Origin of the sequence: Parasaccharibacter apium, from assembly GCF_002917995.1 — a bacterium.
GTDB lineage: Bacteria > Pseudomonadota > Alphaproteobacteria > Acetobacterales > Acetobacteraceae > Bombella > Bombella apis.
This window is the reverse complement of record NZ_LMYH01000014.1, coordinates 31,310-56,158: the sequence shown is the minus strand read 5'-3', so window position 1 is coordinate 56,158 and position 24,849 is coordinate 31,310. Positions and strand designations below refer to the sequence as shown.

The 24,849-nt window shown below is 59.9% G+C and carries 30 protein-coding genes and 1 tRNA gene; 13 read left to right on the top strand and 18 right to left on the bottom strand.

Annotated elements, in window-relative coordinates:
• Positions 1-322: 322 nt before the first annotated feature.
• From ASO19_RS07360 to ASO19_RS07350, 3 genes are read right to left on the bottom strand one after another with little or no spacing between them, the layout of a single operon-like run.
• Positions 323-1,303 (bottom strand): NAD-dependent epimerase/dehydratase family protein, encoded by a 981-nt coding sequence (locus tag ASO19_RS07360; protein WP_103765705.1) that lies wholly within the window; start codon positions 1,301-1,303, stop codon positions 323-325.
• 2 nt (positions 1,304-1,305) lie between these two features.
• Positions 1,306-1,815, bottom strand: a complete 510-nt coding sequence (locus tag ASO19_RS07355) for a DUF192 domain-containing protein (protein WP_052348988.1) — start codon at positions 1,813-1,815, stop codon at positions 1,306-1,308.
• Positions 1,816-1,844: 29 nt separating this feature from the next.
• Positions 1,845-2,492 (bottom strand): MBL fold metallo-hydrolase, encoded by a 648-nt coding sequence (locus ASO19_RS07350; protein ID WP_154980863.1) that lies wholly within the window; start codon positions 2,490-2,492, stop codon positions 1,845-1,847.
• 521 nt (positions 2,493-3,013) lie between these two features.
• Between ASO19_RS07350 and ASO19_RS07345 the strand changes: the two genes are divergently transcribed.
• Positions 3,014-3,574: a CHAP domain-containing protein gene (locus tag ASO19_RS07345; protein WP_227449743.1), complete on the top strand. Its 561-nt coding sequence runs from the start codon at positions 3,014-3,016 to the stop codon at positions 3,572-3,574.
• Between the two features lie 45 nt (positions 3,575-3,619).
• On the opposite strand, the gene ASO19_RS07340 is transcribed toward ASO19_RS07345, so the two are convergent.
• From ASO19_RS07340 to rfaD, 9 genes are all read right to left on the bottom strand, one after another.
• The gene (locus ASO19_RS07340) at positions 3,620-4,075 is read right to left on the bottom strand and encodes a 23S rRNA (pseudouridine(1915)-N(3))-methyltransferase RlmH (protein WP_043559281.1); all 456 of its coding nucleotides are present in this window, start codon (positions 4,073-4,075) and stop codon (positions 3,620-3,622) included.
• A gap of 27 nt (positions 4,076-4,102) precedes the next feature.
• Positions 4,103-4,507, bottom strand: a complete 405-nt coding sequence (gene rsfS / locus ASO19_RS07335; protein WP_373364561.1) for a ribosome silencing factor — start codon at positions 4,505-4,507, stop codon at positions 4,103-4,105.
• A 5-nt stretch (positions 4,508-4,512) separates the two neighbouring features.
• A complete protein-coding gene (locus ASO19_RS07330) occupies positions 4,513-5,181 on the bottom strand; it encodes a nicotinate-nucleotide adenylyltransferase (protein WP_081562467.1) in 669 nt (222 codons plus the stop codon).
• A 9-nt stretch (positions 5,182-5,190) separates the two neighbouring features.
• Positions 5,191-6,285, bottom strand: a complete 1,095-nt coding sequence (ychF, locus tag ASO19_RS07325) for a redox-regulated ATPase YchF (RefSeq protein ID WP_043559276.1) — start codon at positions 6,283-6,285, stop codon at positions 5,191-5,193.
• A gap of 75 nt (positions 6,286-6,360) precedes the next feature.
• Positions 6,361-6,930, bottom strand: coding sequence for an aminoacyl-tRNA hydrolase (gene pth / locus ASO19_RS07320; protein WP_043559272.1), 570 nt, complete (start codon positions 6,928-6,930; stop codon positions 6,361-6,363).
• 14 nt (positions 6,931-6,944) lie between these two features.
• Positions 6,945-7,559, bottom strand: a complete 615-nt coding sequence (locus tag ASO19_RS07315) for a 50S ribosomal protein L25/general stress protein Ctc (RefSeq protein WP_043559269.1) — start codon at positions 7,557-7,559, stop codon at positions 6,945-6,947.
• 105 nt (positions 7,560-7,664) lie between these two features.
• Entirely contained in the window at positions 7,665-8,447 is a 783-nt protein-coding gene (gene pgeF / locus ASO19_RS07310) for a peptidoglycan editing factor PgeF (protein WP_103765704.1), read from the bottom strand.
• Positions 8,444-9,271, bottom strand: coding sequence for a prolipoprotein diacylglyceryl transferase (lgt, locus tag ASO19_RS07305; protein ID WP_181005229.1), 828 nt, complete (start codon positions 9,269-9,271; stop codon positions 8,444-8,446). Before lgt ends, pgeF begins: the two co-directional genes overlap by 4 nt.
• Positions 9,268-10,248 carry an ADP-glyceromanno-heptose 6-epimerase gene (rfaD, locus tag ASO19_RS07300; protein WP_043559263.1) on the bottom strand — a complete coding sequence of 327 codons (981 nt, stop codon included), beginning with the start codon at positions 10,246-10,248 and terminating at the stop codon, positions 9,268-9,270. The genes lgt and rfaD overlap by 4 nt, the downstream gene beginning before the upstream one ends.
• Before the next feature lie 147 nt (positions 10,249-10,395).
• Here rfaD and ASO19_RS07295 point away from each other — a divergent pair, with 147 nt between their 5' ends.
• The 4 genes from ASO19_RS07295 to ASO19_RS07280 all read left to right on the top strand — a co-directional run bounded on the left by ASO19_RS07295 (position 10,396) and on the right by ASO19_RS07280 (position 12,402).
• Positions 10,396-10,680 (top strand): accessory factor UbiK family protein, encoded by a 285-nt coding sequence (locus tag ASO19_RS07295; RefSeq protein WP_043559260.1) that lies wholly within the window; start codon positions 10,396-10,398, stop codon positions 10,678-10,680.
• Positions 10,681-10,713: 33 nt separating this feature from the next.
• Positions 10,714-11,526: a pyrroline-5-carboxylate reductase gene (gene proC / locus ASO19_RS07290; RefSeq protein WP_043559257.1), complete on the top strand. Its 813-nt coding sequence runs from the start codon at positions 10,714-10,716 to the stop codon at positions 11,524-11,526.
• A gap of 65 nt (positions 11,527-11,591) precedes the next feature.
• Positions 11,592-12,257, top strand: coding sequence for a TetR family transcriptional regulator (locus ASO19_RS07285; RefSeq protein WP_103765703.1), 666 nt, complete (start codon positions 11,592-11,594; stop codon positions 12,255-12,257).
• A gap of 70 nt (positions 12,258-12,327) precedes the next feature.
• Positions 12,328-12,402: transfer RNA gene (locus ASO19_RS07280), tRNA-Gln, on the top strand.
• Between the two features lie 120 nt (positions 12,403-12,522).
• On the opposite strand, the gene ASO19_RS07275 is transcribed toward ASO19_RS07280, so the two are convergent.
• The 6 genes from ASO19_RS07275 to mlaD form a co-directional block, all read right to left on the bottom strand.
• Positions 12,523-13,368 carry a hypothetical protein gene (locus tag ASO19_RS07275; RefSeq protein ID WP_081562464.1) on the bottom strand — a complete coding sequence of 282 codons (846 nt, stop codon included), beginning with the start codon at positions 13,366-13,368 and terminating at the stop codon, positions 12,523-12,525.
• Positions 13,369-13,759: 391 nt separating this feature from the next.
• Positions 13,760-15,790, bottom strand: coding sequence for an NAD(+) synthase (locus tag ASO19_RS07270; protein WP_081563336.1), 2,031 nt, complete (start codon positions 15,788-15,790; stop codon positions 13,760-13,762).
• 47 nt (positions 15,791-15,837) lie between these two features.
• Positions 15,838-16,371, bottom strand: a complete 534-nt coding sequence (locus tag ASO19_RS07265) for a disulfide bond formation protein B (RefSeq protein WP_043559250.1) — start codon at positions 16,369-16,371, stop codon at positions 15,838-15,840.
• A gap of 33 nt (positions 16,372-16,404) precedes the next feature.
• Positions 16,405-17,061, bottom strand: a complete 657-nt coding sequence (locus tag ASO19_RS07260) for a DUF2155 domain-containing protein (RefSeq protein WP_103765702.1) — start codon at positions 17,059-17,061, stop codon at positions 16,405-16,407.
• Entirely contained in the window at positions 17,058-17,306 is a 249-nt protein-coding gene (locus ASO19_RS07255; protein ID WP_052348984.1) for a hypothetical protein, read from the bottom strand. Before ASO19_RS07255 ends, ASO19_RS07260 begins: the two co-directional genes overlap by 4 nt.
• Entirely contained in the window at positions 17,303-17,878 is a 576-nt protein-coding gene (gene mlaD, locus ASO19_RS07250) for an outer membrane lipid asymmetry maintenance protein MlaD (RefSeq protein WP_232086409.1), read from the bottom strand. The genes ASO19_RS07255 and mlaD overlap by 4 nt, the downstream gene beginning before the upstream one ends.
• A 261-nt stretch (positions 17,879-18,139) precedes the next feature.
• On the opposite strand from mlaD, the gene ASO19_RS07245 reads away from it, so the two are divergent.
• The 8 genes from ASO19_RS07245 (at position 18,140) to ASO19_RS07210 (ending at position 24,777) form a co-directional block, all read left to right on the top strand.
• On the top strand, positions 18,140-19,639 hold the full coding sequence (locus ASO19_RS07245; protein ID WP_227656489.1) for a TSCPD domain-containing protein: 1,500 nt from the start codon (positions 18,140-18,142) through the stop codon (positions 19,637-19,639).
• A 162-nt stretch (positions 19,640-19,801) separates the two neighbouring features.
• Positions 19,802-20,161 (top strand): AtpZ/AtpI family protein, encoded by a 360-nt coding sequence (locus ASO19_RS07240; protein WP_043559245.1) that lies wholly within the window; start codon positions 19,802-19,804, stop codon positions 20,159-20,161.
• The gene (locus tag ASO19_RS07235) at positions 20,139-20,888 is read left to right on the top strand and encodes a F0F1 ATP synthase subunit A (protein WP_043559242.1); all 750 of its coding nucleotides are present in this window, start codon (positions 20,139-20,141) and stop codon (positions 20,886-20,888) included. Before ASO19_RS07240 ends, ASO19_RS07235 begins: the two co-directional genes overlap by 23 nt.
• Positions 20,889-20,942: 54 nt before the next feature.
• Complete coding sequence (locus ASO19_RS07230) at positions 20,943-21,170, top strand: ATP synthase subunit C family protein (RefSeq protein ID WP_018979931.1); 228 nt, start codon at positions 20,943-20,945, stop codon at positions 21,168-21,170.
• A gap of 11 nt (positions 21,171-21,181) precedes the next feature.
• Positions 21,182-21,754, top strand: a complete 573-nt coding sequence (locus ASO19_RS07225) for a F0F1 ATP synthase subunit B family protein (protein WP_081562459.1) — start codon at positions 21,182-21,184, stop codon at positions 21,752-21,754.
• 2 nt (positions 21,755-21,756) lie between these two features.
• A complete protein-coding gene (locus ASO19_RS07220; RefSeq protein ID WP_081562458.1) occupies positions 21,757-22,257 on the top strand; it encodes a F0F1 ATP synthase subunit B family protein in 501 nt (166 codons plus the stop codon).
• A gap of 21 nt (positions 22,258-22,278) precedes the next feature.
• Positions 22,279-23,013 (top strand): glycosyltransferase family 2 protein, encoded by a 735-nt coding sequence (locus ASO19_RS07215; RefSeq protein ID WP_373364556.1) that lies wholly within the window; start codon positions 22,279-22,281, stop codon positions 23,011-23,013.
• Positions 23,014-23,103: 90 nt separating this feature from the next.
• Positions 23,104-24,777, top strand: a complete 1,674-nt coding sequence (locus ASO19_RS07210) for an ArnT family glycosyltransferase (RefSeq protein WP_103765700.1) — start codon at positions 23,104-23,106, stop codon at positions 24,775-24,777.
• Positions 24,778-24,849: the final 72 nt, after the last annotated feature.

Below are 24,849 nucleotides of genomic sequence, written 5' to 3'. Positions count from 1 at the left end.
GTGTTAAGCATGCCGCCAGCGTTCGCTCTGAGCCAGGATCAAACTCTCAGGTTCAATCCAGACCAACAGAAATAAAACATCCAGCTTAATTCAACGCATCAAACTTAAAGTCAGATACATCAGCTTCCGTCTTCCATCAGCCTTCACTAACGAAAACGCCGCCAACATATCCCTTCCAGTCTCTACTTTATAACCCATATTCTCTTGTCAATGACCACCCCAGCCGCCCCGAAACTTCCGCTCCAGCGCCGCCGGTGAATGGGCTTATACGCAGATCCCCCTCACCGCACAACCCCATCACACCAAAAAAATCAAAAAAACTTCAAAAAAAGTTAAAATATTCTGAATTTCCGCAGAACCACGCCACAAACCGGCTGATTCCTTCCTCCAGAGACACCTGCGGTTCCCATGGAATCACTGCCTTCAGAGCGGTCGTATCAGCCCATGTCTCCAGCATATCCTCCGCAGGTCTGGGAGCTTTCTGGATAATGGCCTGTCGTTCCAGAGATGTTTCAAGACACCGGATCAGATCCCTCACAAGACGGGGCTGCCCATATCCCACGTTGAAGAGTCGGCTTTCTCCTGCACGCGGCGGCGCATCCATCAGATGCAGAATCGCCTCTACGACATCATCAATATACGTGAAATCCCTTGCCAGCCCTTCGGCATCCCAGAGGGTCAAAGGATGCCCCGCCTGAATCGCTCTGGCAAAACCATAACAGGCCATGTCCGGGCGCCCCATCGGGCCATATACCGTAAAGAAACGCAGACCGGTCTGGGCAAACCCGTAAAGATGACTGTAGGTCTGCGCCGTAAGCTCGTTCATCCTTTTGGTCGTGGCATAAAAAGATGCCTGCGCCCCAACAGGAACGGATTCGGAGAAAGGAAGGGCCGCCGAAGGCCCATACACGGCGGAGGACGAGGCATAGAGAATCTGCCGCAACCGGGACAGGGTCCGGCAGGCTTCCAACAGACTGACCTGACCAGCAATGTTGTCCTCTATATAGGCATGGGGCTTGAGCCGGGACTGCCTGACCCCCGCCCGGGCAGCGAGATGCAGAACCGTATCAATGTCAGGATACTGTGCGAACAGACCTGCCAGGGCAGCCTGATCACGCACATTGGCCCTGACATAATGAAAGCCAGACTGCCCATGCAGTGCAGCAAGCCGCAAAGGCGCCATGGCCGGAGTGGACTGCTCACTATCAAGCCCGATGACACGCCATCCACGAGCCAGCAGGACACGGGCCACATGGGACCCGATGAACCCAGCAACCCCTGTTATGAAAACCGTGCGGGACACATTCAGTGTGCCCCACCAGGCAGAGCATCGGACACGATGCGGTTCCCCACCACCAGCCCCAGCCTTTCCGCCGTTCCGGCAGGAAGCTCCAGAACAGCCCGGACAGGCCCATGACTGCTGATGATTCCCTCACTCAGGGGTGTTGTATGTTCCTCAATGGCGTGAATGCGGTTCTGATCATCAATGAAGATCATGTCCAGCGAGATGAAGGTGTTGCGCATCCACATGGCGGATTCCTGCGGGGCAGGCCAGACAAACAGCATGCCATGATCCGGCTTTATTTCCTTGCGGAACATCTCACCCACTTCCTGCTGGCGTGGCGTGCTGGCCACTTCCACCCTGAAGGCATGGCTGCGCCCGGTCTGATCGGTAATGGTCAAGGCAACTTCGGGTAATGGTGGCTGTGCCTCCGTAACCGTTTCTTCAGCCCGAACCATGCCACCAGCAGCAGCCAGACCCGCCAGGACGAGTCCACCTGCCAAAAGACCCCACTGATAAACTCTTTTCATCATCCCTCTCCTTATCTGCACCACCATGCCGATCAGTGCTGAAATGCCGGATTATGCTGCCGCTCTTCCCCTATCGTGGTCGGCAGGCCATGACCCGGCAGGACGATGGTATCGGCCGGAAGAGTGAACAGTCTGCTGCGGATCCCCTCCAGCAGCTGTCTTTCATTGCCATAGGGGAAGTCTGTCCGCCCCACCGTACCACGGAACAGCGTATCACCGGCAATCACCAGCCCTGCCTGCCGCAGGATGAACACGACATGACCGGGCGTATGACCGGGAACATGAGCAACCTCAATGTCATGCCCAAGAAAGGACAGTATATCCCCGTCGCTGGAAAAACGGTCCGGTGTGACGCTTTTCATGCCATCCAGCCCGAAAGCAGCCGCCTGCTGCTCGATTCTCGACAGCAGAAACAGGTCCTCCCGCAACGGCCCGATGACAGGCACGTCACCCCCCTGCCGGTCCGTCAGCAGTTTCTTGAGGTCGGCAGCACCTCCGGCATGATCAAGATGACCATGTGTCAGCAGGATGGCCTCGACATGCAGCCCCTCGGCTTCCCGGGCCAGCCGCACACTTTCTCCGCCAGGGTCGACAACAATCGCCCGCCCCATCTGGTCCGACAGAATCGTGCAGTTCTGACGAATCGGTGTCACGGTCACTTTCCGCAAGGTTAATTTCATGACGGGCTTCCATTTCCGGGCATCAAACAAGAAATGATCTACAACGTCATACCCCTACCCGACAAGAAACCACCACTTCCCCACACTCCACACCCATGAAATAAAATACTGCAGCAAGAAAAGCAGAGTAGACGAATAGAAGATTCGGATCTAAATACAGTTTCTGGAGCCATTTCTCCTTTACCTTTCCGGAGGGCCATGCCTCTTGCGGGCTTTGCCTTGCCAAATGAGTATGATCAGCCTGAAACATATTTCTAATTGGTATATATTTCCTAATGTTAAATCTTATTCAGGTTTCTCTGCCCATTTCATGCCATTATTTGTCTTGTCATTCACAGGCTTCTTCTGATAGTTTCCCGGAACTACTGAAAGAATGAGGTCCACTTCGGTCAAACAGAACGGGAAGATGTATCATGCGCCGTGCCGGGAAACGGTTATTTTTATCATGTCTGGTATTATCTGCGGCAGCATTCTGCGCTCCCAAGGCCGAAGCGAGGCACCATGTCCGCCATTCAAGCCGTTTGATCAGAAGCAGCCACTTCCTGCACAGGCATTACCGCCACTATGGTCATGCCCATGTCATCCAGTGCGTTGCCTATGTGCACCAGAGCACGGACTTCCACATCCGTGGCAATGCACGGGACTGGTGGCGCAATGCTGAAGGCATGTACGCCCGTGGCCAGCAGCCCGAGCCCGGTGCTGTCCTCAGCTTCCGTCCCACACGCCGTATGCCACTTGGGCATGTTGCCGTTGTCCGTCGGCAGATCGACAGCCGGACCATCATGATCGACCAGGCACACTGGGCCTCCAACGGCATCAGCCACAACACGAAAGTGGTGGACGTGTCTCCTGAGAATGACTGGACGGCTGTCCGTGTGGCTCTCCCGGGCAATGGGGAACGTCTCGGCAGCATCTATCCGACGCATGGCTTCATCTACAACCGTCAGGACGGTTCTGCTCCTGTTTCCACACGGTACCGCAATGTCATTGCCAAAGGAACGGCCAGTGACATGGAAACAGCCTCCGTTCCGGCTGATGCCAGCTTCTTCGGAGACGAGGCTCCCAGCCGGTCTCTCCAGTAAGAACTGGACCTCACGACCGTAATCCCACAAAGCCGGACCGTTCCCTCAGGGACGTCCGGCTTTGTGGTATGGATGACCTGTCTGGATGGACTGTGCCCGGAAGAGCTGCTCCGCCAACATGACCCGTACCAGCATGTGTGGCCATGTCAGCTTCCCCAGCGAAAAAACAGCATCCGCCCGCTGAAGAATGGCGGCATCAAACCCTTCGGCTCCCCCAATCATGAAACAGACAGGGCGGCCACTCTCCTGCCACGTCTGCAATCGGGACGAAAAGGCCGGGCTATCCAGCAGACGGCCCCCTTCATCCATCGCCACAAGAAACGCATTGTCAGGACAGGCAGCCAGAAGGGAATCGGCCTCCCGCCGTTTCAGTTCGGCAGGAGCACCCCGGCCCTGGGCCACTTCCACAATCTCCAGCTTCGGACGCAACCGGGCGCAGTACCGCTCCAGCAGCTCCCGTTCCGGGCCGGCCTTCAGCTTTCCTACGGCGATGAGCTTCATCAGAAAACCCTCTCGCCAGCCACCACCTCATTCAACGGCAATTTCTTCCGCAGCCGCATCAAAGTCACCACCCCACATGCGTTCCAGCGCATAAAGCTCACGGCTTTCCGGCATGAAGAGATGGACAACCACATCTCCTGCATCCATCAGAACCCAGTCACTGCCCTGGTCCCCTTCAATCTGCGGGCGGGCAAGATTTTCTTCCTTCAGGCGACGTTCCAGATGCTGGGCCATGGCAGAAATCTGACGCTCGGAAAGACCGGAAGCAATGACCATGCGCTCAGCGAATCCGGCACGACCTGTCAGGTCCAGCACGACAATGTTCTCGGCTTTGTCTTCATCCAGACTGTCCGTAATGACAGACAGAAGACGGGCCAGCCCTTCCTCATCACTATGAGGGGCGGAAGCGGGGGTTTCAGTCGCGTTGATGATGGTTCTCACTCCTGATCGACAGACGGGCAGAACAGCCCCTTTTGACGCAAAGCGGTCGAAGATATGTCATTCTGAGGTGCCGAAAGGAATGTCCAGCCCGGCCCACTTCCTTTTTCTAGCAGAAGAGACGCCGCCCTTCCATCACGACGATGATGCCGCAGGACGGAACTGGCCCGCCCCTTGAGGGCCGGTATGATGCTTCCGGGGCGAGGCAGGACAGCAATCGGCACCATCTGCGCCAGCCGCCGCCATGACCGCCAGCGGGAAAACTGAGCCAGCCCGTCTGACCCCATGAGCCAGACAAAACGGCACTGTGGGAAACGCTGCCGGAGCATGGCCACGGTCCGGACCGTGTAACGTTGCCCCAGCTTCTGCTCTATGTCCGTGGCGATGATGCGCCGTCCATCTGCCAGAGCCTGTGCCGTTGCCAGCCGCCGGGAGAACGGCGCCATTCCCTTGCGGGGCTTGAGGGGATTCCCCGGAGACACCATCAGCCAGACCTGATCCAGCTTCAGACTTGCCAGAGCCTTGCGGGCCAGCTGGATGTGCCCCTCATGCGCCGGATTGAACGACCCTCCCAGCAGGCCGATGCGCATCCGGCGGCCATCCCCGAAACGGGATGCAGCAGCTCCCAGCGGAGTCGCCGGAAGCCTTTCGGGACGAGGCCCCTTCATGAGGCTGTCTTACACGTTGAAGCGGAACAGCAGGACATCACCATCCTGCACGACGTAATTCTTGCCCTCGACACGCAGCTTGCCGGCCTCACGGGCACCCGCCTCGCCCTTGTAGGTGACGTAATCATCATAGGCGATGGTTTCGCAGGCGATGAAGCCACGCTCAAAGTCATTATGAATGACGGCTGCCGCCTGCGGGGCCTTCGTACCTGCCGTGATCGTCCAGGCCCGGGTCTCCTTCGGCCCTACCGTGAAGTAGGTCTGAAGGCCCAGAAGGCGATAACCAGCAGCAATCACACGGTCCAGACCGCTGTCCTTCAGGCCGAGGCCATCCAGAAACTCGGTCCGTTCCTCAGCCTCAAGCTGGCTGACCTCCGCCTCGATGGCCGCAGAGACGATGACAGCCCCGGCACCTTCCGCCTCGGCCCTCTTCCGCACCTGCTCGGAATAGGCATTGCCGGTCGAAGCCGCCGATTCTTCCACGTTGCAGACATAAAGGACGGGCTTGGTCGTCATCAGCTGGAGGCGGGCAGCCTCTACTTCTTTCCCCTCAGGAACGGCCGTACGGGCCGGTTTGCCCTCACGCAGGGCGGCCAGCAGCGGCTCCATGAGTTCCAGCTGTTCCTTGGCCTCACGGTCATTGCCACGGGCACGCTTTTCCAGCCCGACCTTGCGGCGCTCCAGACTGTCCAGATCGGCCAGCATCAGTTCCGTCTCGATGATGTCCGCATCCCGCACGGGGTCCACGCCGCCCTCGACATGGGTGATGTCATCATCATCAAAGCAGCGCAGGACGTGGATGATGGCATCCACCTCACGGATGTTGGCGAGAAACTGGTTGCCCAGCCCTTCCCCCTTGGAAGCCCCACGGACCAGCCCGGCAATATCCACAAACTCGAGGCTCGTTGGCACAATGCGCTGGGAATTGCCAGCCTTGGCCAGAACCTCCAGCCGTTCATCCGGCACGGCCACCCGCCCCGTGTTCGGCTCGATGGTGCAGAACGGATAATTGGCAGACTGTGCCGACGCTGTCTGTGTCAACGCATTGAACAGGGTGGATTTGCCGACATTGGGGAGGCCGACGATCCCGCAGTTGAACCCCATTCGCTCTCTCCCCTTTCTGTGCCCTGCCGGTCTGGCTCATCTCTCGCCACCGCAGGCCTGTTAGATTCTCTGTTTTCAGTTCCGCCGCAAGGCCGTTTTCGTCATGAAGGCCTCATGCTCACCCTGCGCCAGAAGTGGCGTGGCATCGGCCATGTCATCCAGCCACAGCTCCAGCTCAGACCGTTCCGTGCTGGAGAAATCCCCCAGTACATGGCCATGCACCTTTTCCCGGCTGCCCGGATGGCCGATCCCCAGCCGCACACGCCAGTAATCAGGGCCGGGCAGGGCCTTGTCCATGGAGCGCAGGCCATTATGCCCGGCCGCTCCCCCGCCCCGTTTGACCCGCATCTTTCCGAAGGCCAGGTCCAGCTCATCGTGAAAGACGGTAATCTCATCCTGTGGGATTTTATAGAAACGCGCTGCCTGCTGCACGCTGTCACCAGACAGGTTCATGTAGGTCAGCGGCTTGAGCAGAAGAACCTTCTGCCGCCCGACCATGCCTTCCGCCGTTTCCCCACGGAAGCGCTTGCGCCACGGGCCGAACCCATGGCGCGCGGCGATCGCATCGACCGCCATGAAGCCGATATTGTGCCGGTTGCGGCTCATTGATGCGCCCGGATTACCGAGTCCGACCCAGAGCTTCACAACCGCAATACCCCTTACTTGGCTTCAGCTGCTTCCTCAGAAGCCTCTTCCGGCTCCTCGTCAACCGTCGGCGGAGCGATGGAGGCAATCACGAAGTTGGGGATATGCAGGGTCGGTGTGGAGTGCTCCGTCCCCTGGAGGTCGTCCCAACGCACGTTGTCGTTGATGTCCAGCTTGCTGAGGTCAACCGTGAAGTGCTCAGGGATGTTCTCGACCGGAACTTCCACGTCAACGGAGTGACGGGCAATGTTCAGCACGCCGCCACGCTTGATGCCCGGAGCCTCATCTTCACCCGTGAAGGTGATGCCCACCTGAACATGCACGCTCTGGCCAGGAACCAGACGCAGGAAGTCGATATGGATCGGCGCATCGGACACCGGATGGAACTGGATGTCACGGATCAGGGCATGGACCTGCTCACCACCGATGCTGAACTGGTACAGGCGGGACTGCCAAGCACCACGGTGCAGCTCTTTCATGATGATGCGGGGGTCGATGGAGACCAGAGCCGGCTCCTTCTTGCCACCGTACACCACGCCCGGGACCATGCCCTCACGACGTGTTGCGCGCGCTGCCCCCTTACCTGCTTTGGCGCGCTGGGAGATCTCCAGTGTCGTTACTTTCGCCACGTTATACGCTCCTGCGTTCTGAAATTGTCATGCCCAACCGGCCTCCAGGGGTGCCGGATGGTTGCCCCGCCCTAGCGGAAAAAAGCGAAAAAGACAATTTTTTTATCAGTCCAGCCCCGCACGGATGACAGCAATCTGGCGGCCCGTCCGCCCGTCACCATGCACTGTTGCCCGGCGATGGCTGAAAAAACGCTCCTCCGCCAGCGTATCATGGCCTGTCCATTCTGCCTGCACGCCCTCTTCTGCCAGACGGAACAGGCAGAAAGCGGGCAGATCAAACTGATGATGCCCAGCTCTTGCTGCCTGACTGAAAAACCGCTCGCCCTCCGGGTGCCGTTCCAGAACGGCCCGGCGCATGTCCTCACCCACTTCATAGGAGACAGGGCCGATGCAGGGCCCCACCACGGCACGGAGTCCCTCCGCCCCCAGCAGACGCATCTGCCGGACTGTCTCTTCCAGCACACCTCCCACAGCTCCACGCCAACCTGCATGGGCTGCACCAACAATCCGCCCATCGTCCGACGACAGCAGCACAGGGGCACAATCCGCCGTGGCTACGCCCAGGGCAATCTCCGGGCAGTCCGTCACCAGCGCATCACCCGCCGGAAGGGCCTCGTGGCCCTGCGTATGAGACCAGACCTCATCAACCTGGCGCAGCACATGCACATCCGCTCCGTGAACCTGCCGGAGCGCAGCAAACCGCTCCAGCTCCACACCCACGACAGCCGCCATCCGCCGCCTGTTCTCCTGCACGTTGTCCAGCCGGTCCTGCGTCCCCAACCCGCCATTGAGGGTATCATAGGGAGCCACAGACACGCCCCCCTCCCGGGTAAAGAAGCCATGCCGGACAGGCAGAAGCGGCGACCGTAAGAAGACAGGCTGTGTCATTCTGCAATCCAGTCCGTCTGCCGGGCGGGACGGCTGAAGGCATGAACCATCAGGCCAATCCCGGCCAGTGCCATGGGCAGGCACAGGAGCTGCCCCATCGTGATTCCCCCAGCCAGAAAGCCGATATTGTCATCCGGCTGGCGGAACAGCTCACAGAAGGCCCGGGCACAGGCATAGCCAAACAGGAACAGTCCGGACAGGAACCCGGCCCGTGCCCGCAAGGCTGGGCGGCTGACAGCCAGCAGCATCACGACCAGCAGCAGGACACCCTCCGTCAGGGCTTCATAAAGTTCGGACGGATGCCGTGGCTCCGGCCCGACAGCGGGAAAGATCATGGCCCACGGCACGGCACTCGCCACTGGCCGTCCCCAGAGTTCCCCGTTGATGAAATTGGCACACCGCCCCAGAGCCAGCCCGATGGGCACCACCACGACGATCCGGTCTGCAAAGGCCAGAAAGTTCAGGCCCCGCCGCCATGTGAACAGGGCCAGTGCAATGATGACCCCTGCCGCTCCCCCATGAAAGGACATGCCGCCCTTCCATGTGGCGAAGATTTCCAGAGGATGGGACAGAAAGAAAAGCGGCCGGTAGAACAGGACATAACCCAGCCGCCCCCCCAGCAGCACACCCAGCACCGCATAGGCAAGGAAATCATCCACGGCTACCTTCGTTGCCACCTTCGGCCCAAGCTGGACCAGCCTGCGGGCCAGGGGCAGGGCAATGATGAAAGCCAGAATATAAGCCAGAGCATACCAGCGCACCACCAGCGGCCCGATCTGGAAAGCAACGGGGTCCAGCCCCGGGAAGATAAGCGGATGTGTCACAGATACGGCCTTCCTGATGCCAGATACCCCTTGATGTAATGGCTGATCCCGTCCTCCGGTGTTGTGAAAGGAGCCGTATATCCAGCCGCCCGCAGTGCCCTCATGTCAGCCTGCGTGAAGGACTGGTACTGCCCCCTCAGGCTCTCTGGCATCGGAACATAATCGATCTCTGCTGCCCGTCCCGCCGCAGCACAGACAGCCCGGGCCAGAGCCTCGTATGTACAGGCCTGTCCTGTCCCGCAATTGAACAGCCCGCTGACGGCAGGGTGTTCCAACAGCCAGAGCAGGACATTCACCACGTCCCCGATCCAGATGAAATCACGCTTCTGCTGCCCATCCGCAATATCCGTCCGGTCGGACTGGAACAGACGGATGGGATTACCGGCCATCAACTCATCATATTTTACCTTGATGACCGAAATCATCCGCCCCTTGTGATACTCATTAGGGCCATAAACATTGAAGAACTTCAGACCGGCCCATTGTGGTGGGGTCGGTTCCCCAGCCTCTACCGTCCGCTTCACCCAGAGGTCGAACGCCTGTTTGGACCAGCCATAAAGATTGAGCGGCTGCAATCCCTCGATGCTGTCCAACCCGTCTGCAAACAGCTCTGGCCGGTCTGCCGCCCCATAGGTTGCTGCCGAAGAAGCATAAAGGAACGGCACCTCATGCTCCACACACCACCGCCAGAGCTGCTGGGACAGGGTGACATTGCTCTGCCAGACCAGGTCTCCATCCCGGGCCGTCGTTTCACTGATGGCCCCCAGGTGGATGACGGCCTCCACCCCTCTCACCGTTGCCAGAAAAGCGGAAAATTCATGGGGGGGAATGATCTGGTGGGGAGGATGGCTGGCAAGATTGTGCCACTTCCCCTGATCATGCAGATAATCCACAATGACAGTCCGCCGCCCCTGCCGGAACAGGGCCTGCTGCACGCATGAACCAATAAATCCGGCTCCGCCGGTGACGATAATCATTCTTCCTGTATAGTCTGGCCAGATGCGGCTTCCAACAGAAAGAACGCAGAAACAGGGATGACGGTTGACAGACCGGCTTCCTGTTCTGAAAGAGTCGTGGCGGAAAAGACGGTCCGTTTTCAATGCTGAATGTCCAGGAGTAGCACCATGGTCTCTCGCCCCCGTTTTCTCGATGATCTGACCGGCCTTGCCGGAACGGCGTTTTCTGCCGCATCCGGCCTGCGGGAGGAGGTCCATACGCTGATCCGCAGCCAGATCAACGAGATGCTGTTCTCCCTCAACCTTGTCCGCCGGGACGAATTCGAGGCCGTGCAGGAAATGGCCAGCCGCACCCGGGCCGAGCAGGAACGGACCGAACAGCGCCTCAGGGAGCTCGAAGCACGACTGGACGAGCTGGAACAGGCCCTGACAGCCCCACCCTCACAGCACTGATTTTTCACAGGACATGAACGGAGACTTCCCATCATGACAGCTCCCACCCTTCTTCTCGTCGGTTGCGGCAAAATGGGCGGCGCCCTCATGCGGGGCTGGGTCAACAGCCCGAACCCGCCACGCCTCTTCATCCTGGACAGGAAGCTCCAGGACGCCCCGGCAGGCAGCACCGTCTTCCGTACACCGGAAGAAATCACTACGGACGTGACACCGGACATCATCGTCCTGGCTGTCAAACCAGCCGGTGCGGAAACCGTGCTCAAAGCCCTGCGACAGAGCCTCGGTGCCCGCATGGACAAGGCCGCCCTGCTGTCCGTCATGGCAGGCAAGAACTGTGAAAAGCTGGCTGAATGGTGTGGCCGGGCGGACATGCCCATCATCCGCACCATGCCCAACACACCTTCCAGCGTTGGAGCAGGCAGCACGGGGCTATACGCCTCACCGCATGTCAGCAGGGAACAGAAAGAGCTGGCCATCCGCCTGATGGAGCAGGTTGGTACGGTCGTCCCCGTTCCACATGAGGAAGACCTGCGGTCTGTCATCGCCATTGCCGGCTCTGCTCCCGCCTATGTCTTCCTGCTGGCCGAACTGCTGGAAAAAGCAGGGCAGGACCTGGGGCTGGAACAACAGGCCGCCCGTACGCTGGTCCGCAGCATGATCTACGGTGTGGGCAAGATGCTGCATGAACTGCCGGACGATGCCGAAACCCTGCGCAGGAACGTTACCAGCCCCAACGGGACAACGGCCGCAGCCCTGAATGTCTTCATGGCTGAAGAAAACTGGCCCCGCCTGATCCCGCTGGCAGCCGAAGCCGCCATCAAACGGTCCCGTGAGCTGGATGACTGACATCGGATGCAGGCAGACACCACTCTGCCTGCATCACCATAGCCGCACGGACAGGGAAAACCATCATGACTCTTGACCATCACGACCCGCTTTTCGACAGGACCATGATTGAGGCCACCCTCCAGCTCGCCCAGAGCCATGGCTGGCAGCGTGTCTCTCTTGTTGATGCTTCACGTGAAGCGGGGCTACCCCTCCAGCAGGTCCGGCAGCGTTTCCCGTTCAAGTCCATGATTCTGATCCGGCTGAACAGCCAGATTGATGATGCCGCACTCTGCGGGGAAAGTTACGGTGCGACTGTTCGTGAACGGCTGTTTGATCTGCTCATGCGGCGTTTTGATGCCATGCAGGATTACCGCTCCGGCATCTGCGCCATCATGCACACCCTCCCCCGAGACCCTGCCCTGGCAGCGCTTCTCGCCGGAACCACGATGGAAAGCCTGCGCTGGGTCGCTGATGCCGCAGCACTGGACCGTCACGGCCTTGGTGGCATGATCCGCCTCAACAGCCTGCTGGCCATATGGTCCAGAACGCTGGCACGCTGGGAGAAAGACTCAACCCCAGACCTTGCCGATACGATGCAGGTGTTGGACAGCACGCTCGCCCGTGCCGAACGGATGGGCCTGTTGAAGGAATCTTCCGCCTCTGGGCAGGCTGACATGGTTACAGAAGAGGGTGGACTGCCCGACCATGTTGCCCCTGAGGAAAACCGTAACAACAACGTGTTGGACTGATCCCTCCTACAAAAAATGGCGGCCCTCTCTTTACCCTTCTGGCCGTTCGGGATAAGAGAAGGGTCTGCGTTGGGGCGTAGCCAAGCGGTAAGGCAGCGGATTTTGATTCCGCCATGCGGAGGTTCGAATCCTCCCGCCCCAGCCAGTATTTCATCCCTGAAAATCAGAGCATAAAAAAACGCCGCTCCCTCTTCGGAAACGGCGTTTCATCCGTAGCTGCACTCAGATGCTGTCTGCCCTCCCTGACGAAAGGGCAGACACCCCATCAGAACTTCTGGAAGTCCTTCGGGTGAAGCTGGTTCTGATCAAGGAAGGTGATCTGGCCCTGATCATTCGGCAGCTCGATGGTCGTGTTGCCACCCTTGACGGTCTGATGCTCAAGCATCTGGCCGATCTGCTCGTCCGTCGCCTTGAGGCCAACCTTGTTGCCCGCAGCCTTGCCAAAGTCGGTAATCGTGTAATGACCGCCCTTGTTGTTCAGGAACTGGAAGAGATTGGCAGACCCGCTGCCACCACTCAACGTAGCACCGGCATCAGTGCCACCACTGACCGTATTGTGCACGGTGATCGTGTCGGACGCTGTACCACCCTTGATGGTATCACCAATTCCGGCAAAAGCCTGAAGAGACTGATGGGACTTGGATGCATCAAACAGGATGTTGTCCGGATGCAGGGCATCACTCTGATGATCCGTCTTGAAGACGCTCTGACCAGCACTTCCTTGGCGGGCATAGTGATAGACACTATTGGCCGTCCCGAAGATGGTCGCATTGTTACCAACAGAGTGGGTACCGGCCCCCACACCACCAAGGAAGCTCAGCGTTCCACCAAGGGAAAGCCGCGTCCCATCCCCGGCAGCGGAGATAGTATCCTGACCACCCAGCACAGTTGCCTGCGGCAGACTGGTCGCATCATTCCCCATGCGGAAATCAATTGAACCATTACCCACGACATCAGACGGGGCCAGCGGCGTGCCATCACCAGAGCCTGAAGAAGACACCAGAGATGCAAAGGAGGTTGAAAACAGTCTGTTCAGGTCCTCTGCCCCCTGCGTGGGGATGCTTACAGGATACTGATGCTGCTGCCCTCCCGGGACGGTTACAATAGCCACGAAACTTCACCTCAATGCAGCGTTGTCACACTCAACTGGGCCAACAGGAAGAACTGCCGCCACAAACGGAACGACCGGCCCTTCTCACCTCCCCCTTGAGCTCTGAGGGTCAACATTTTTCATGGCCTCCTCGGGTTCAAATTAAGGAATATCTGTGACACCCCCCTCAAAACCCTACGCTTCAGCACGAATTCAGGAGCTGCCTGACAAGGACTCTCTTTTCACTCATGAGTAGTAAACATCTGGCTTCTGAATTACAACAGATTTATTTATTTTTGATTAAACAAATCGCCCATCAGGTGCAAACCGCACGACGCCTTCCATGAGAATCGCATGGAAGGCGTCCATCAACTGCCGAGACTACGAATCTGGATTTGCGGAACAGCCAGCCTTACTGCAACCGGGACTCGAGCCGCTCCAGAGCAGCCAGCCAGAGCGTGGCTGTCCCATCAGATGGCGCCCGCCAGTCCCCACGGGGGGAAAGACTCCCCCCAGCCACCACTTTCGGCCCATTGGGCATGGCCGACCTCTTGAACTGGCTGGTTGCAAAAAAACGCCGCATGAACAGGCGCATCCAGTGAATGATGGCCGGCAGGTCATAGGCGACCCGGTCCTGCTGCGGATAGTTCAGGGGCCAATCGCCCCTTCCCGCATCCCGCCATGCATGAAACTGGAGAAACGCTATCTTTTCAGGCGGGAAGCCATACCGCAGCACATGATAGAGAGTGAAATCCTGCAAGGGATACGGGCCTATCATCTGTTGGGTACTCTGCACCCCCTGCCCCTGATCGGGCACCAGCTCCGGTGAAATCTCTGCCGAGACAATCTTCTCCAGAACAGTACGGACCGATGCCGAGAAGCTTCCATCATGCCCCACGGCCCAGCGTATGACATGCTGGATGAGTGTCTTTGGCAACCCGGCATTGACATTGTAATGCGCCATCTGGTCCCCGACGCCATAGGTGCACCAGCCCAGCGCCAGCTCGGACATGTCTCCCGTACCGATCACCAGTCCCTGATGATGGTTGGCCAGACGGAAAAGGAAATCCGTCCGCAAACCTGCCTGCACATTCTCAAAGGTCACATCATGGACAGGCTCCCCACGCCCATAGGGATGGTCGATGGCCACCAGCATGGCTTTCGCCGTGGGGCGGATGTCCAGCTCCCCGGCGCTGACACCAAGGCTCTCCATCAACCCATGGGCCATGGCAAGGGATGCACTGCCCGTCGCAAAGCCCGGCATGGTTCTGGCCAGAATGCGGCTCCGCTCCCAGCCAAGGCAATCCGCCGCCTTGACCGCCACCAGAAGGGCCAAAGCACTGTCCAGTCCGCCCGACACGCCAATGACCATGGTCCGGGCATGAGCTGCCTTCAGCCGCTGGCACAGCGCCTGAACCTGAATGTTCCACGCTTCCCGGCAATCCTGCTCGCACTGCTCCGGGCGGGAGGGCACGAAAGGAAAACGGGGCACATCCCTCATCAGCCCACGGTCCTTCACCTCCGGTGCCAGAGTGAAACGGACATGACGGAGTCCATCATCATCGGCCGGGACGAAATAGCCCATCTGAAGCCGTTCCTGCCGCAACCTGTCGAGATCGATATCCGCCATGATCATGGCACCCTGCTGGAGGAAACGCTCCGACCGGGCCAGGCAGTCCCCGGCCTCATGGATGAGAAGCTGGCCATCCCAGGCCAGATCAGTCGTGGATTCGCCCTCGCTGGCTGCTGCATAAAGATAGGCGCTGACGGTCCGCATGGACTGTGCCCGGCAGAGCAGGGTTCTGTGCTCTGCCCGTCCAACCGTCACCGGCGAGGCTGAAAGATTGGCCAGCACCGTGGCCCCGGCCACAGCCAGGGCTCCGCTGGGAGGCTGGGGAGCCCAGAGGTCCTCACATATTTCCACCCCCAGCACCAGACCGGAAACATCCTCTGCTTCAAACAGGATGTCCGTCCCAAATGGCACGGCACGCCCTCCCAGCATGATGGTTCCGGAGCAGCCCTGACCACTGGTGAAATGCCGGGGTTCATAAAACTCCCGGTACCGGGGCAGCATCGTTTTGGGGACAATGCCGAGAATCCGTCCCCGGTGGAAAATGGCCGCACAGTTGTACAGGGCATCTCCCCGCCGAACGGGCAGACCAACGATGCCAACCGTCATGCATCCTGCCGTCGCCTCAACCAGAGCCAGCAGAGCTTCCAGCGCCCCATCCAGCACCACCTGCTGGAAGAAAAGGTCCTCCAGCGTGTAGCCTGTCAGCCCCAGCTCCGGGAAAACCGCCACGGCAACACCCTGCTCATGGCAGCGCTCCAGCCACTCCTGCACGATCCTCCCATTCTGCCGGGGGTCGCCCAGAGTGATGGGCGTGGTACAGGCCGCAACACGGGCAAAGCCCTGCCGGTAAAGACACAGAAAATCAGCCATGGTCATGGCGGCTTCCTCCCGTTGGAGACTCCTCTCAGCCTGACGGCTCACACATCCAGCCGACCATTCCGCACAAAACGGAACAGACGGTGCGTCTCCATGACAGCCAGACCAAAGACCAGCACGGCATACAGGGCGGAAAGCGTTGTCATGGAAACAGGCAGACCGAAAGGATAATCTGGCAGGTCACAGGGTTTCGTGGGCCGTGCAGGAAGATGGGCCATCCAGTCCGCAAAATCATGCCCTTCCACAAGGCCAACGTGACATTCCGCCGCAGGGCTCGGCCACAACCCATGCTCCACCCCGACATGAAGAACCCCCAGACCGACGCTGACCGCCAGGCAGACCAGCCCGGCCACGGCCGCCCAGCGGGCATAACGGGGGGACAGGACCAGAGCCAGCACACCCAGCCCCAGCAGCACGCGCCAAGGTCCCCGCTCCCAAAGGCACAGCTCACACGGCACCATGTGCAGGAATGTTTCCGCCACGAAAACGATCAGGAACACGAGCAGGGCGGCCAGGACATACAGCCCACCAATATGCCAGACGGCCCTGATCTGCCGCTTGTCGGTAAACAGCATTCTCCTCATCCTCCCAGTCTCATCCATCCAGCCTCAATGCTGGGTGCCCACACCCTGCGCCGGTTGCGGCGGTGGCAATGGAGCCGCCGGTGGCAACAGTGATGTCGGCCCGGATGGGGCAGCTCCCTGCCCACCACTACCACCAGAAGAAGGCGGTGCCAGCACGGTCGGCCCCCGTCCTTCATCCGCCTCCACATGCGAGGCAATGGCCATGGGCAGCTGCGGCTGCACAGGCGCTGGCAACGGCCCAACCATGGGGTCTACCCTGTCCCCATCACAGGACACGACCTGCACATCATACAGGGCACCTGCATACGCTCCCAGGGCCGGATCGTCCGTGAACATCCATCCCTCGAAGGGCGGACTGCCGGATTCCTGTTTCTCTTCAATCTTCAGCAGGATGGCCGTCTGCGCCGGGAGACCATCCGGCCTCTGAAGGCACCGCTCCAGCCGGAGGGACAGAGGCCCATAAACAGCATCATCCCCCACATGCAGCGGTACGAGTTCCACGTGGGAATCCAGGCGCCGCATGATCCGCAGCACGGCTCCATTGCGCCCCTGCCACGCCGTGGCCGGATAAACAGCCGGAGCGGCCACACCCCGGACTCCTTCCGCCCGCAGGTTCTCCGACACCGTGGCCAGCAGCCCCGCCAGACAGGACAGGGCCAGAACTGTCTTCCTGATCCTCACTCCGCACCTTCCTTTTCCACCACCTCGACGACACCACTTTCCACCATCACATCGGCCAGAAGCCGCTCCATGCGGTGCCGCAGAAAGACAGGCCCGACCTCCATGAGCAAAGCATCGGCGCAGGCATCGCGCAGCACCTGCCTCAGTTCCACTTCATTGTCCCGCAGGACACGCAGCTTTCCCGTGCAGCTTATGGGCTGCCCCTCCCTGTCCAGCCAGGTCTGCTCATCAGAGGCGTGGCTCACGGTGATGTCTGCCCTGCACCAGGCGCCGGCTCCGGAACGGTCGCAGAAGCGGCGGCCGGCTGCGCTGCCGGAGCAGCCTTCTTCTGAAGGGAGTCCGTGACCGAAAAAATGAACTTGCTCAGCAGCTGCTCAAGGCTGATGGCCCCCTGCGTTTCACCAATGGTCCCGTCAGGCGCCAGCATGGCCGTATCGCCACCCGGCGTCAGCGCCACATATTTCCCGCCAAGAAGGGAATCCGACGTGATGATGGCCCCGCTATCCACTGGCAGGTGTATGTCAGAAGCAACGGAAAAAACGACATTGGCCTGGAAGGTGTGTGGGTCCACCTGCATGCTCCGCACATGCCCGACAGTTACGCCTGCCAGCCGGACATCCGAGCCCACACTCAGCCCGTCAACATGGCCAAAGGCCGCATGAAGGGGATAGCCACTGTCCTGCGGATGCTGCCGCCCGACAAGAGCCAGCACGACAAGCACCACCAGTGCAGCAGCCGCCACCAGCCCGACCAGCAATTCCATCCGCTCCCGGCCAGCCCGCCTTGCTGCGATATATCCGGCATTGTCCGAAGCCATGAACACATCCTCATTCAAGCATTGTTGACCCATCATGCAGTCACGCCGTACCGCTCTAGCGGACTCAGCCCTTCACGTCCAACATCCTGCATGATGGACGCCATTTTTTCTTTTTCCTCCCAAGGCTGGCAGTTATCCCCCATATCCCCATTTTTCTGCCCGCTTATGCCCGTTTTCCCCCTGCGGTCATGGTTTCATCATTCCCCCTTCAGTACTAGACTCGTCAGCATGAAAGCGCATCTTCACTGGAATGGCGTTCACATGAGAACGCTTCAGACGAGCATCGACCCCGACAGCACAGCCCTGCGTGCGGTCACCCTTCCTTCTGTCTGGAGTGATGACGCCGCCCAGGCGCTTGTCCAGCTGGCCCCGGCAGAAGGTGGGCCTGTCCGCCTTGCCAGTGAATCCGCCCGCTGGGTGGAGATGATCGACACCACCCCCCACCTGCCACACAGCCCACAGGATGCTCCGCCGGTCGGCCGTGGCCTGTCCTGCCTGCTTCTGATGCAGCAGATGGCACCCAACGCAGCTCTCTGGCGCAATGAGCCGGACGGGCAGCCCGGCTTCATCATCCGGCTTTCCGGTTTCGTGCAGGATGGCATTTTCGCCACGGAACATTTCGCAGCCTGCCTGAAGCTGGCCTGCGACAGCCTGCGTCGGCTGGATGCCGCACGGCGCCCCTACCGCAGCGGCGACCTTCCGCTTTTTGATGACCCTGCCCCCCGTGGCGACAGTGACGGTCCCGCCGGCATTGTCCTGCTGACAGACCTGGACGCCTGCCTGGCGGGCCTCGGGCTGGATTATGACAGTGACGAAGGCCGGGCCATTGCCACAGCCATCACCCGTTTCACACGGCTTGTTGCCCACGCCGGTACTGCAACGCCGGAAAAAGCCTTCTCCTGCCCGCAGGCACCAGACCTGGAGCAGGCCAGCATTGCCATCAGCGCCGCCACACAGTCCCTGTCCGGCCTTGCCACGATCGAGACCGGGTTCTCCTCCCCCGGGCCGGTCGATGCCCTGCTGGATGTGGAATCCTGCGGGCTCGGCCCAATTTTCTCGCTGGTCAACAGTCAGGGTGGGCTGCGTCCTTCCACTCTGGAGCGTCTGGCCCACAAGGGCCTCTCACCGGAAGCCGCCCTCGCCCTGACACTGGACGGACAAACACCCCTCCAGCCAGCTGGTGCCAAGGCACACGCCCTGATGCATGACGCTGTCCTGCCCTTCTGCGACCATCTGCCGGCCCTGCCCGAGCCGGAAACGGACGACCTCAAGGAGAAGCTGGGCCGTGGCGTCCGTCGTCCCCTGCCCATGCGTCAGGGAGGCTTCAGCCAGCGGACCTCCATTGGCGGGCACCGTCTCTTCATGCGGACCGGTGAATTTGAAGATGGCAGTCTGGCATCCCTGTCCCTCACCCCTCCTCGGGAAAGCCCCATGGCCCGTGGGCTGATGGAATGTTTCAGCCAGGCCGTCAGCATCGGCCTCCAGTTCGGCGTGCCGCTGGAGGTGTTTGTCGAGCAGTTCGCCTATTCCCGCTTCGGAGCCTGCGGCACGGTGGAAGGGGACGAAATGGCCAGCTATGCGACATCCATGCTGGATTATGCCTTCCGCGCCCTTTCGGAGGCCTATCTGGGCCAGCGCATGCCTGATGCCCCTGCCGAGTCCGGCGAAAAACAGCATGAAGCCCCCATGCTGCCCTTTGGGCCGGAGCAGGACGGTCCATCCTCCCGCCCCCGGAACAGGAAGCTGCGCCTCGTCGGCTGAGGCGCCATGCCAGAAATGCAGGGCGGGAAATCATTGACAGTGACGGAACAGCCTGTCTAGCTAGACCTGTCCAGCACGGGCTTCCTTTCCGATGGCGCTACGCCACGAAAGGAACGGAGCGCTGCCCCGCCAGATACGGCGGGGAGTTATGGGGGATCGCGCATGATCGATCACGATACAGCCAGACGTGAGCCGTTCGATGACCGTCTCGCCCGGCTGGAGCAGAAGGTGGCTCCCCGGACCGGGAAAGCGAAGCCGTCAGCCCTCTCAGAACAGTCCTCCCTCGGCATGGCCTTCCGCATCGCCAGTGACATGATTGCCGGTATTGCTGTTGGTCTGGGCATTGGCTATGAGCTTGACCGATGGACAGGATACAGGCCTGTGTTTATAATTGTGTTCGCCATGCTTGGCATGGGAGCCGGCCTGCGGAATGTCTGGCGTGTTGTGAATGTGATGGATGTCCCCGAAAGTGGGACGCAGAAAAACGGGAGAAGCCAGCGTGGCCAGCGGATCGACGATTGACGCGCTCGGGCAGTTTGAGCTGCATCCGATTTTTGGTTCTTTTGGTGAGGCCCTGTGCCTCTCCCAGGCCCCGCTGTACATGGTCATCAGTGTGGCTGTCGTGCTGGCGTTCCTCTATCTCGGCATGAAGCCGAAGGCTGTTGTGCCCGGTCGTCTCCAGGCTGCGGCGGAGGTCAGTTACGAGTTCGTGCACGGCCTGGCTGTCGATACCATCGGTGAGAAGGGCACGGCCTTCTTTCCCTTCGTCTTTGCCCTGTTTTTCTTCATCCTGGCCGGCAACTATATCGGTCTGCTGCCATTCTCCTATACATTCACCAGCCACATCGCCGTGACCTTCGCCCTAGCGATCACGGTATTCATTCTCTGCATCCTGACCTCGCTGCGGTTCCAGGGCATCGCCTTCCTGAAACATTTCATGCCGGAGGGGGCTCCGGTGGCCCTGTGCCCCATCCTGATCCCCATCGAGATTCTTTCCTACATCTCCCGCCCCATCAGCCTGTCCATCCGTCTGTTTGCCAACATGGTGGCCGGGCATGTGCTGCTGGAAGTCTTCGCAAGTTTCACGATCATGCTTGCCGGTCTCGGAGTTGTCGGCGATGTGCTGGCTGTCACTCCGCTTGTGCTCAACATCGCACTGACGGCACTTGAGCTGCTGGTAGGGCTGCTACAGGCCTATGTCTTTGCCATCCTTACCTGCATTTACCTGCGTGAGGCTGTCGATCACTGAGTGACCGATACCTCCACGTGTTTTCCTTCGCCCTGTCTTAAAGGAACCTGAACCATGGATCTTCTTCATCCCGCCCGTGAGATTGGTGCTGGTCTTGCCGTGATTGCTCTCGCCGGTGTCGGTGCTGGTATCGGCAACATCTTTGCCGCCCTGGTGAACTCCATCGCCCGCAACCCGGCTTCCCGCCCGCATGTGTTCGGTCTGGGCATGCTTGGCTTCGCCCTGACGGAGGCCATTGCCCTCTTCGCCCTGCTGATTGCCTTCCTTATTCTCTTCGTCTGAGGGCAGGACCCATGCGCCTTACGCCTCGTTTCCTCCTGTCTGCCGCCGCCCCCCTTGCGGCCTTACCGGGCCGGGCCGTGGCGGAAGGCATGCCCCAGCTCCACTTCAAGGATCCCCTGTTGCAGGGGCAGGTGGTCTGGGGTGCCATCATTTTCATCGTCTTCTACCTGCTTCTGAGCCGTTCCGCCCTGCCTAAGGTGGCGGATGTGATCAAGGCCCGTGAAGTCCGCGTCCGGAACGATCTGGACGTTGCCCGCCGCGCCCGCAAGGATGCCGACCAGGCACAGAAGGAACTCTGCGAGGCCCGCGAGAAAGCCATGGAAGAGGCCCGCGCCACCATCCAGGGCATCCGCGATACGGCCAAGGAGAAAATCCGGGTTCAGGCAGAAGAAACAGCAGCCCGCCTGGAAGCAGAGATCAAGAAGGCTGAAGCGCAGATTGCTCTGTCCCGCAGCAATGCGCTGGGCAGCATCAATGAGATCGCATCCAGCACTGCTACGGTTCTGACAGAGCGCCTTGTTGGCACAGCCGACCAGCAGGCCATTGCCGCTGCTGTTGAACACGCCCATGCTGCGAGGAGCTAAGCATGTTTCATGAACCCCGCTTCTGGACAGCACTTGCTTTTGTCCTGTTCTTCGTCATCTTCGGTCGCAAGATATGGGCTGTTGTCACATCCAAGCTGGATGACCGGGCTGATGAGGTCCGCAAAAATCTGGATGAGGCCACACGTCTCCGCCGTGAGGCCGAGCAGATGCTCGAAGATTCCAGACGTGACCACAAGCAGGCTCAGGAAGAAGCTCAGGCACTGATTGCCAAGTCCAATGCTGAGGCCCAGCAGCTGCGTGCCCAGGCCGAAAGTGATGCGGCAGAGATTGTTGCCCGCCACGAAAAAATGGCCCGTGAGCGTATTGAGGCTGCCGAAAAAATCGCCCTGCGCGACATCCGCCGTGAGGCGGCCGCCTTGGCCCTGGCAGCTACAAAGGACGTTCTTGGTAAAAAGCTGGCTGAAGACCCCGACCTTGCCAACAGGCTCATCAATGATGGCCTGAAAGCACTCCCGCAAGCCTTTGGTGACAAAGCTGCGTAAGACATCATGACAGCCAGTGAGATGACCAGTCCCTTGCTGGCTGTCGTGATTACCGTCCTCAATGAGGGCGAGAATATCCTTCCCGTCTGTACGGAAATCCGCACGGCTCTTGAGAGCCTGCCACCGGCAGAGATCATCTTCGTGGATGATGGCAGTACGGACGACACCCTCCAGAAATTGCAGGAAGCCCGCAGCACTATCCTGCCCGGGTTGCGTATTCTGTCCCATCCCTCCTGTCTGGGTAAATCTACGGCCCTGCGCACGGCCATCAGGGCCGCCCGTGCCCCATGGATCGCCACAATGGATGGAGACGGACAGGACGACCCTGCCTTCATCAGAACAATGGTCGAAGCCGCATGGGACCATGGTGAAGGGGCTGTCGGCCCTCTGGTTGTTGGCGTCCGCCGCAAGCGTCAGGACAGGCTCTCCCGCAGGTTTGCCACCCGTTTCGCCAATGGTCTGCGCCAGCATCTGCTCAAGGATGACTGCCCTGATACGGGCGGGCCGCTCAAGCTCTTCCCACGCGACCTGTTCCTCTCCCTGCCCCAGTTTGAAGGGCTGCACCGTTTCATCCCCGCCTTGATGAAAAGCTACGGCGCCCCCCTCATCTGCATCGAGACACGACACAGGGCCAGGCTTCATGGCCATTCCAAATATACCAATCTGCACCGGGCTCTCGTGGGGGTGCGTGACATGCTGGGGGTTCTCTGGCTACAGAACCGCACCCGTCGGCCACCACCACTGAACGAACTGTAAGACAGCAGCCTTTCTCCCCGCCCGGCACCGGACGACCCTTCTGACGATCCGGGCATCATGCCCGTTCATCCAGTGCGAACCGGAGTTTTCATGCCTCCAAAATTCCGTCATTACGCTCTGCTTGCCGTTCTGGCGTTTCTGGCTGCCTTGCCGGGGCGCATGAGCCTGCCCCCGCTGGACAGGGATGAACCACGCTACATGCAGGCCACAGCCCAGATGCTCTCTTCTGGCAATTTCCTGGACATACGCTTCCAGGACCAACCCCGCTATCTGCAACCAGCAGGCATCTACTGGCTGGAAGCCGGAGCGGTAAAGACCTCCGAGATCATCACACAGGATGAAACACTACGCCATGAAAGCTGGCCCTACCGTATCCCCAGCCTTCTGGCATCAATCTGCAGCATCCTCCTGACAGCCTGGATCGGAACCCGTCTGTTCGGATTTTCTACAGGCCTGCTGGCGGCAGGCCTGCTCATGGTGGCACCGCTATTTGCCGCAGAGAGCCGGATGGCCACCATCGACAGCACCCTGCTGCTGGATATTCTGTGCCTTCAGGCCCTGCTGCTCTGCCATTTCACCGACATGCAGAAGGGCAGAACGACACCATGCCGTTCCAGCATCCTCTACTGGAGCGCTCTCGGGGTAGGGATGATGCTGAAAGGCCCCATTGTTCTCATCCCCGCCCTGGGCACCCTGATCTCACTCTCCATCTGTCTGCGCAGTACGGCACTCATCCGACAGTTGCGGGCCGGGTGGGGCTGGCTGCTCAGCGTACTCACCGTCCTTCCCTGGTGTCTTGGCATTGCTCTGGTCAGTCATGGTGAGTTCTTCCGCCGTGCCGTAGGCCACAATCTGCTTGGCAAAATTGCCCACCCGCAGGAAACACACGGCTTCCCCCCCGGCTATTATCTCCTCCTGTTCCTGCTCGCTTTCTGGCCAGGGGCTCTGGCAGCCATACGCTCTCTCCCAGCCCTCTGGCAGCGACGTGCCAAACCAGAGACCCTGTTTCTTCTCTGCTGGATCATCCCACACTGGCTCATCTTTGAGTGTCTGGCCACCAAGCTCCCTCATTATGTCCTGCCAACCTACCCGGCCATTGCCATTCTGGTGGCTGCCAGCCTGACGGTCTGGCCCCTCGTACCGCTACGTTCTCTCTGGATGAAACTGGGGGTGTCCCTCTACGCCCTCACTTGGGGATTGGCCGGACTCCTCTTCTGCCTGGCCGGGCCAGTCCTGCTCTACAGGATGGAAGGCCACCTCTTTGCGGATGCGCTCATACCTGCCCTGGGCAGCCTGCCACTCCTTCTGGCAGGCCTCCGGCTCATCTGGAAACAGAACTGGTCCGGCGGGGCACTCTGCGCCATGGGTGCCGCCCTGCTGACCGAAACGGGCATCTTCCTCTGCGTCATTCCCCATCTGACCAGCATCCAGCTTGCTCCCCGCATTGCCGAGAGCTTCCGGGAGCTCCGCCCCTGTCCCGACAGCGCCCTGATTTCCCCCTCCTACAGGGAACCCAGCCTTGTCTTCCTTACCGGGGGCCGGGCCAGACTGCTGCCACCATCGCAAGCAGCCCATGAACTGCATGACCACGCACGCTGCGATCTGGCTCTCCTGGACAGGAAGGATGACCCAGCCTTCCAGCAGGAACTGGCCCGCCTTGGCACGGAGAGCATTCTGTATGACCAGTTTGACGGACTGAATTACTCCAACGGTCACAGGCTTCATCTGCGGCTCTATGCCAGCAGTGAAAAACCCACCCGCTGAAAAGGAAACTCATGCCTTGACCTGATGGCAGCCCTGAAGAGAAGCGGCTCGCTTTCATTAAAAAACTGACAT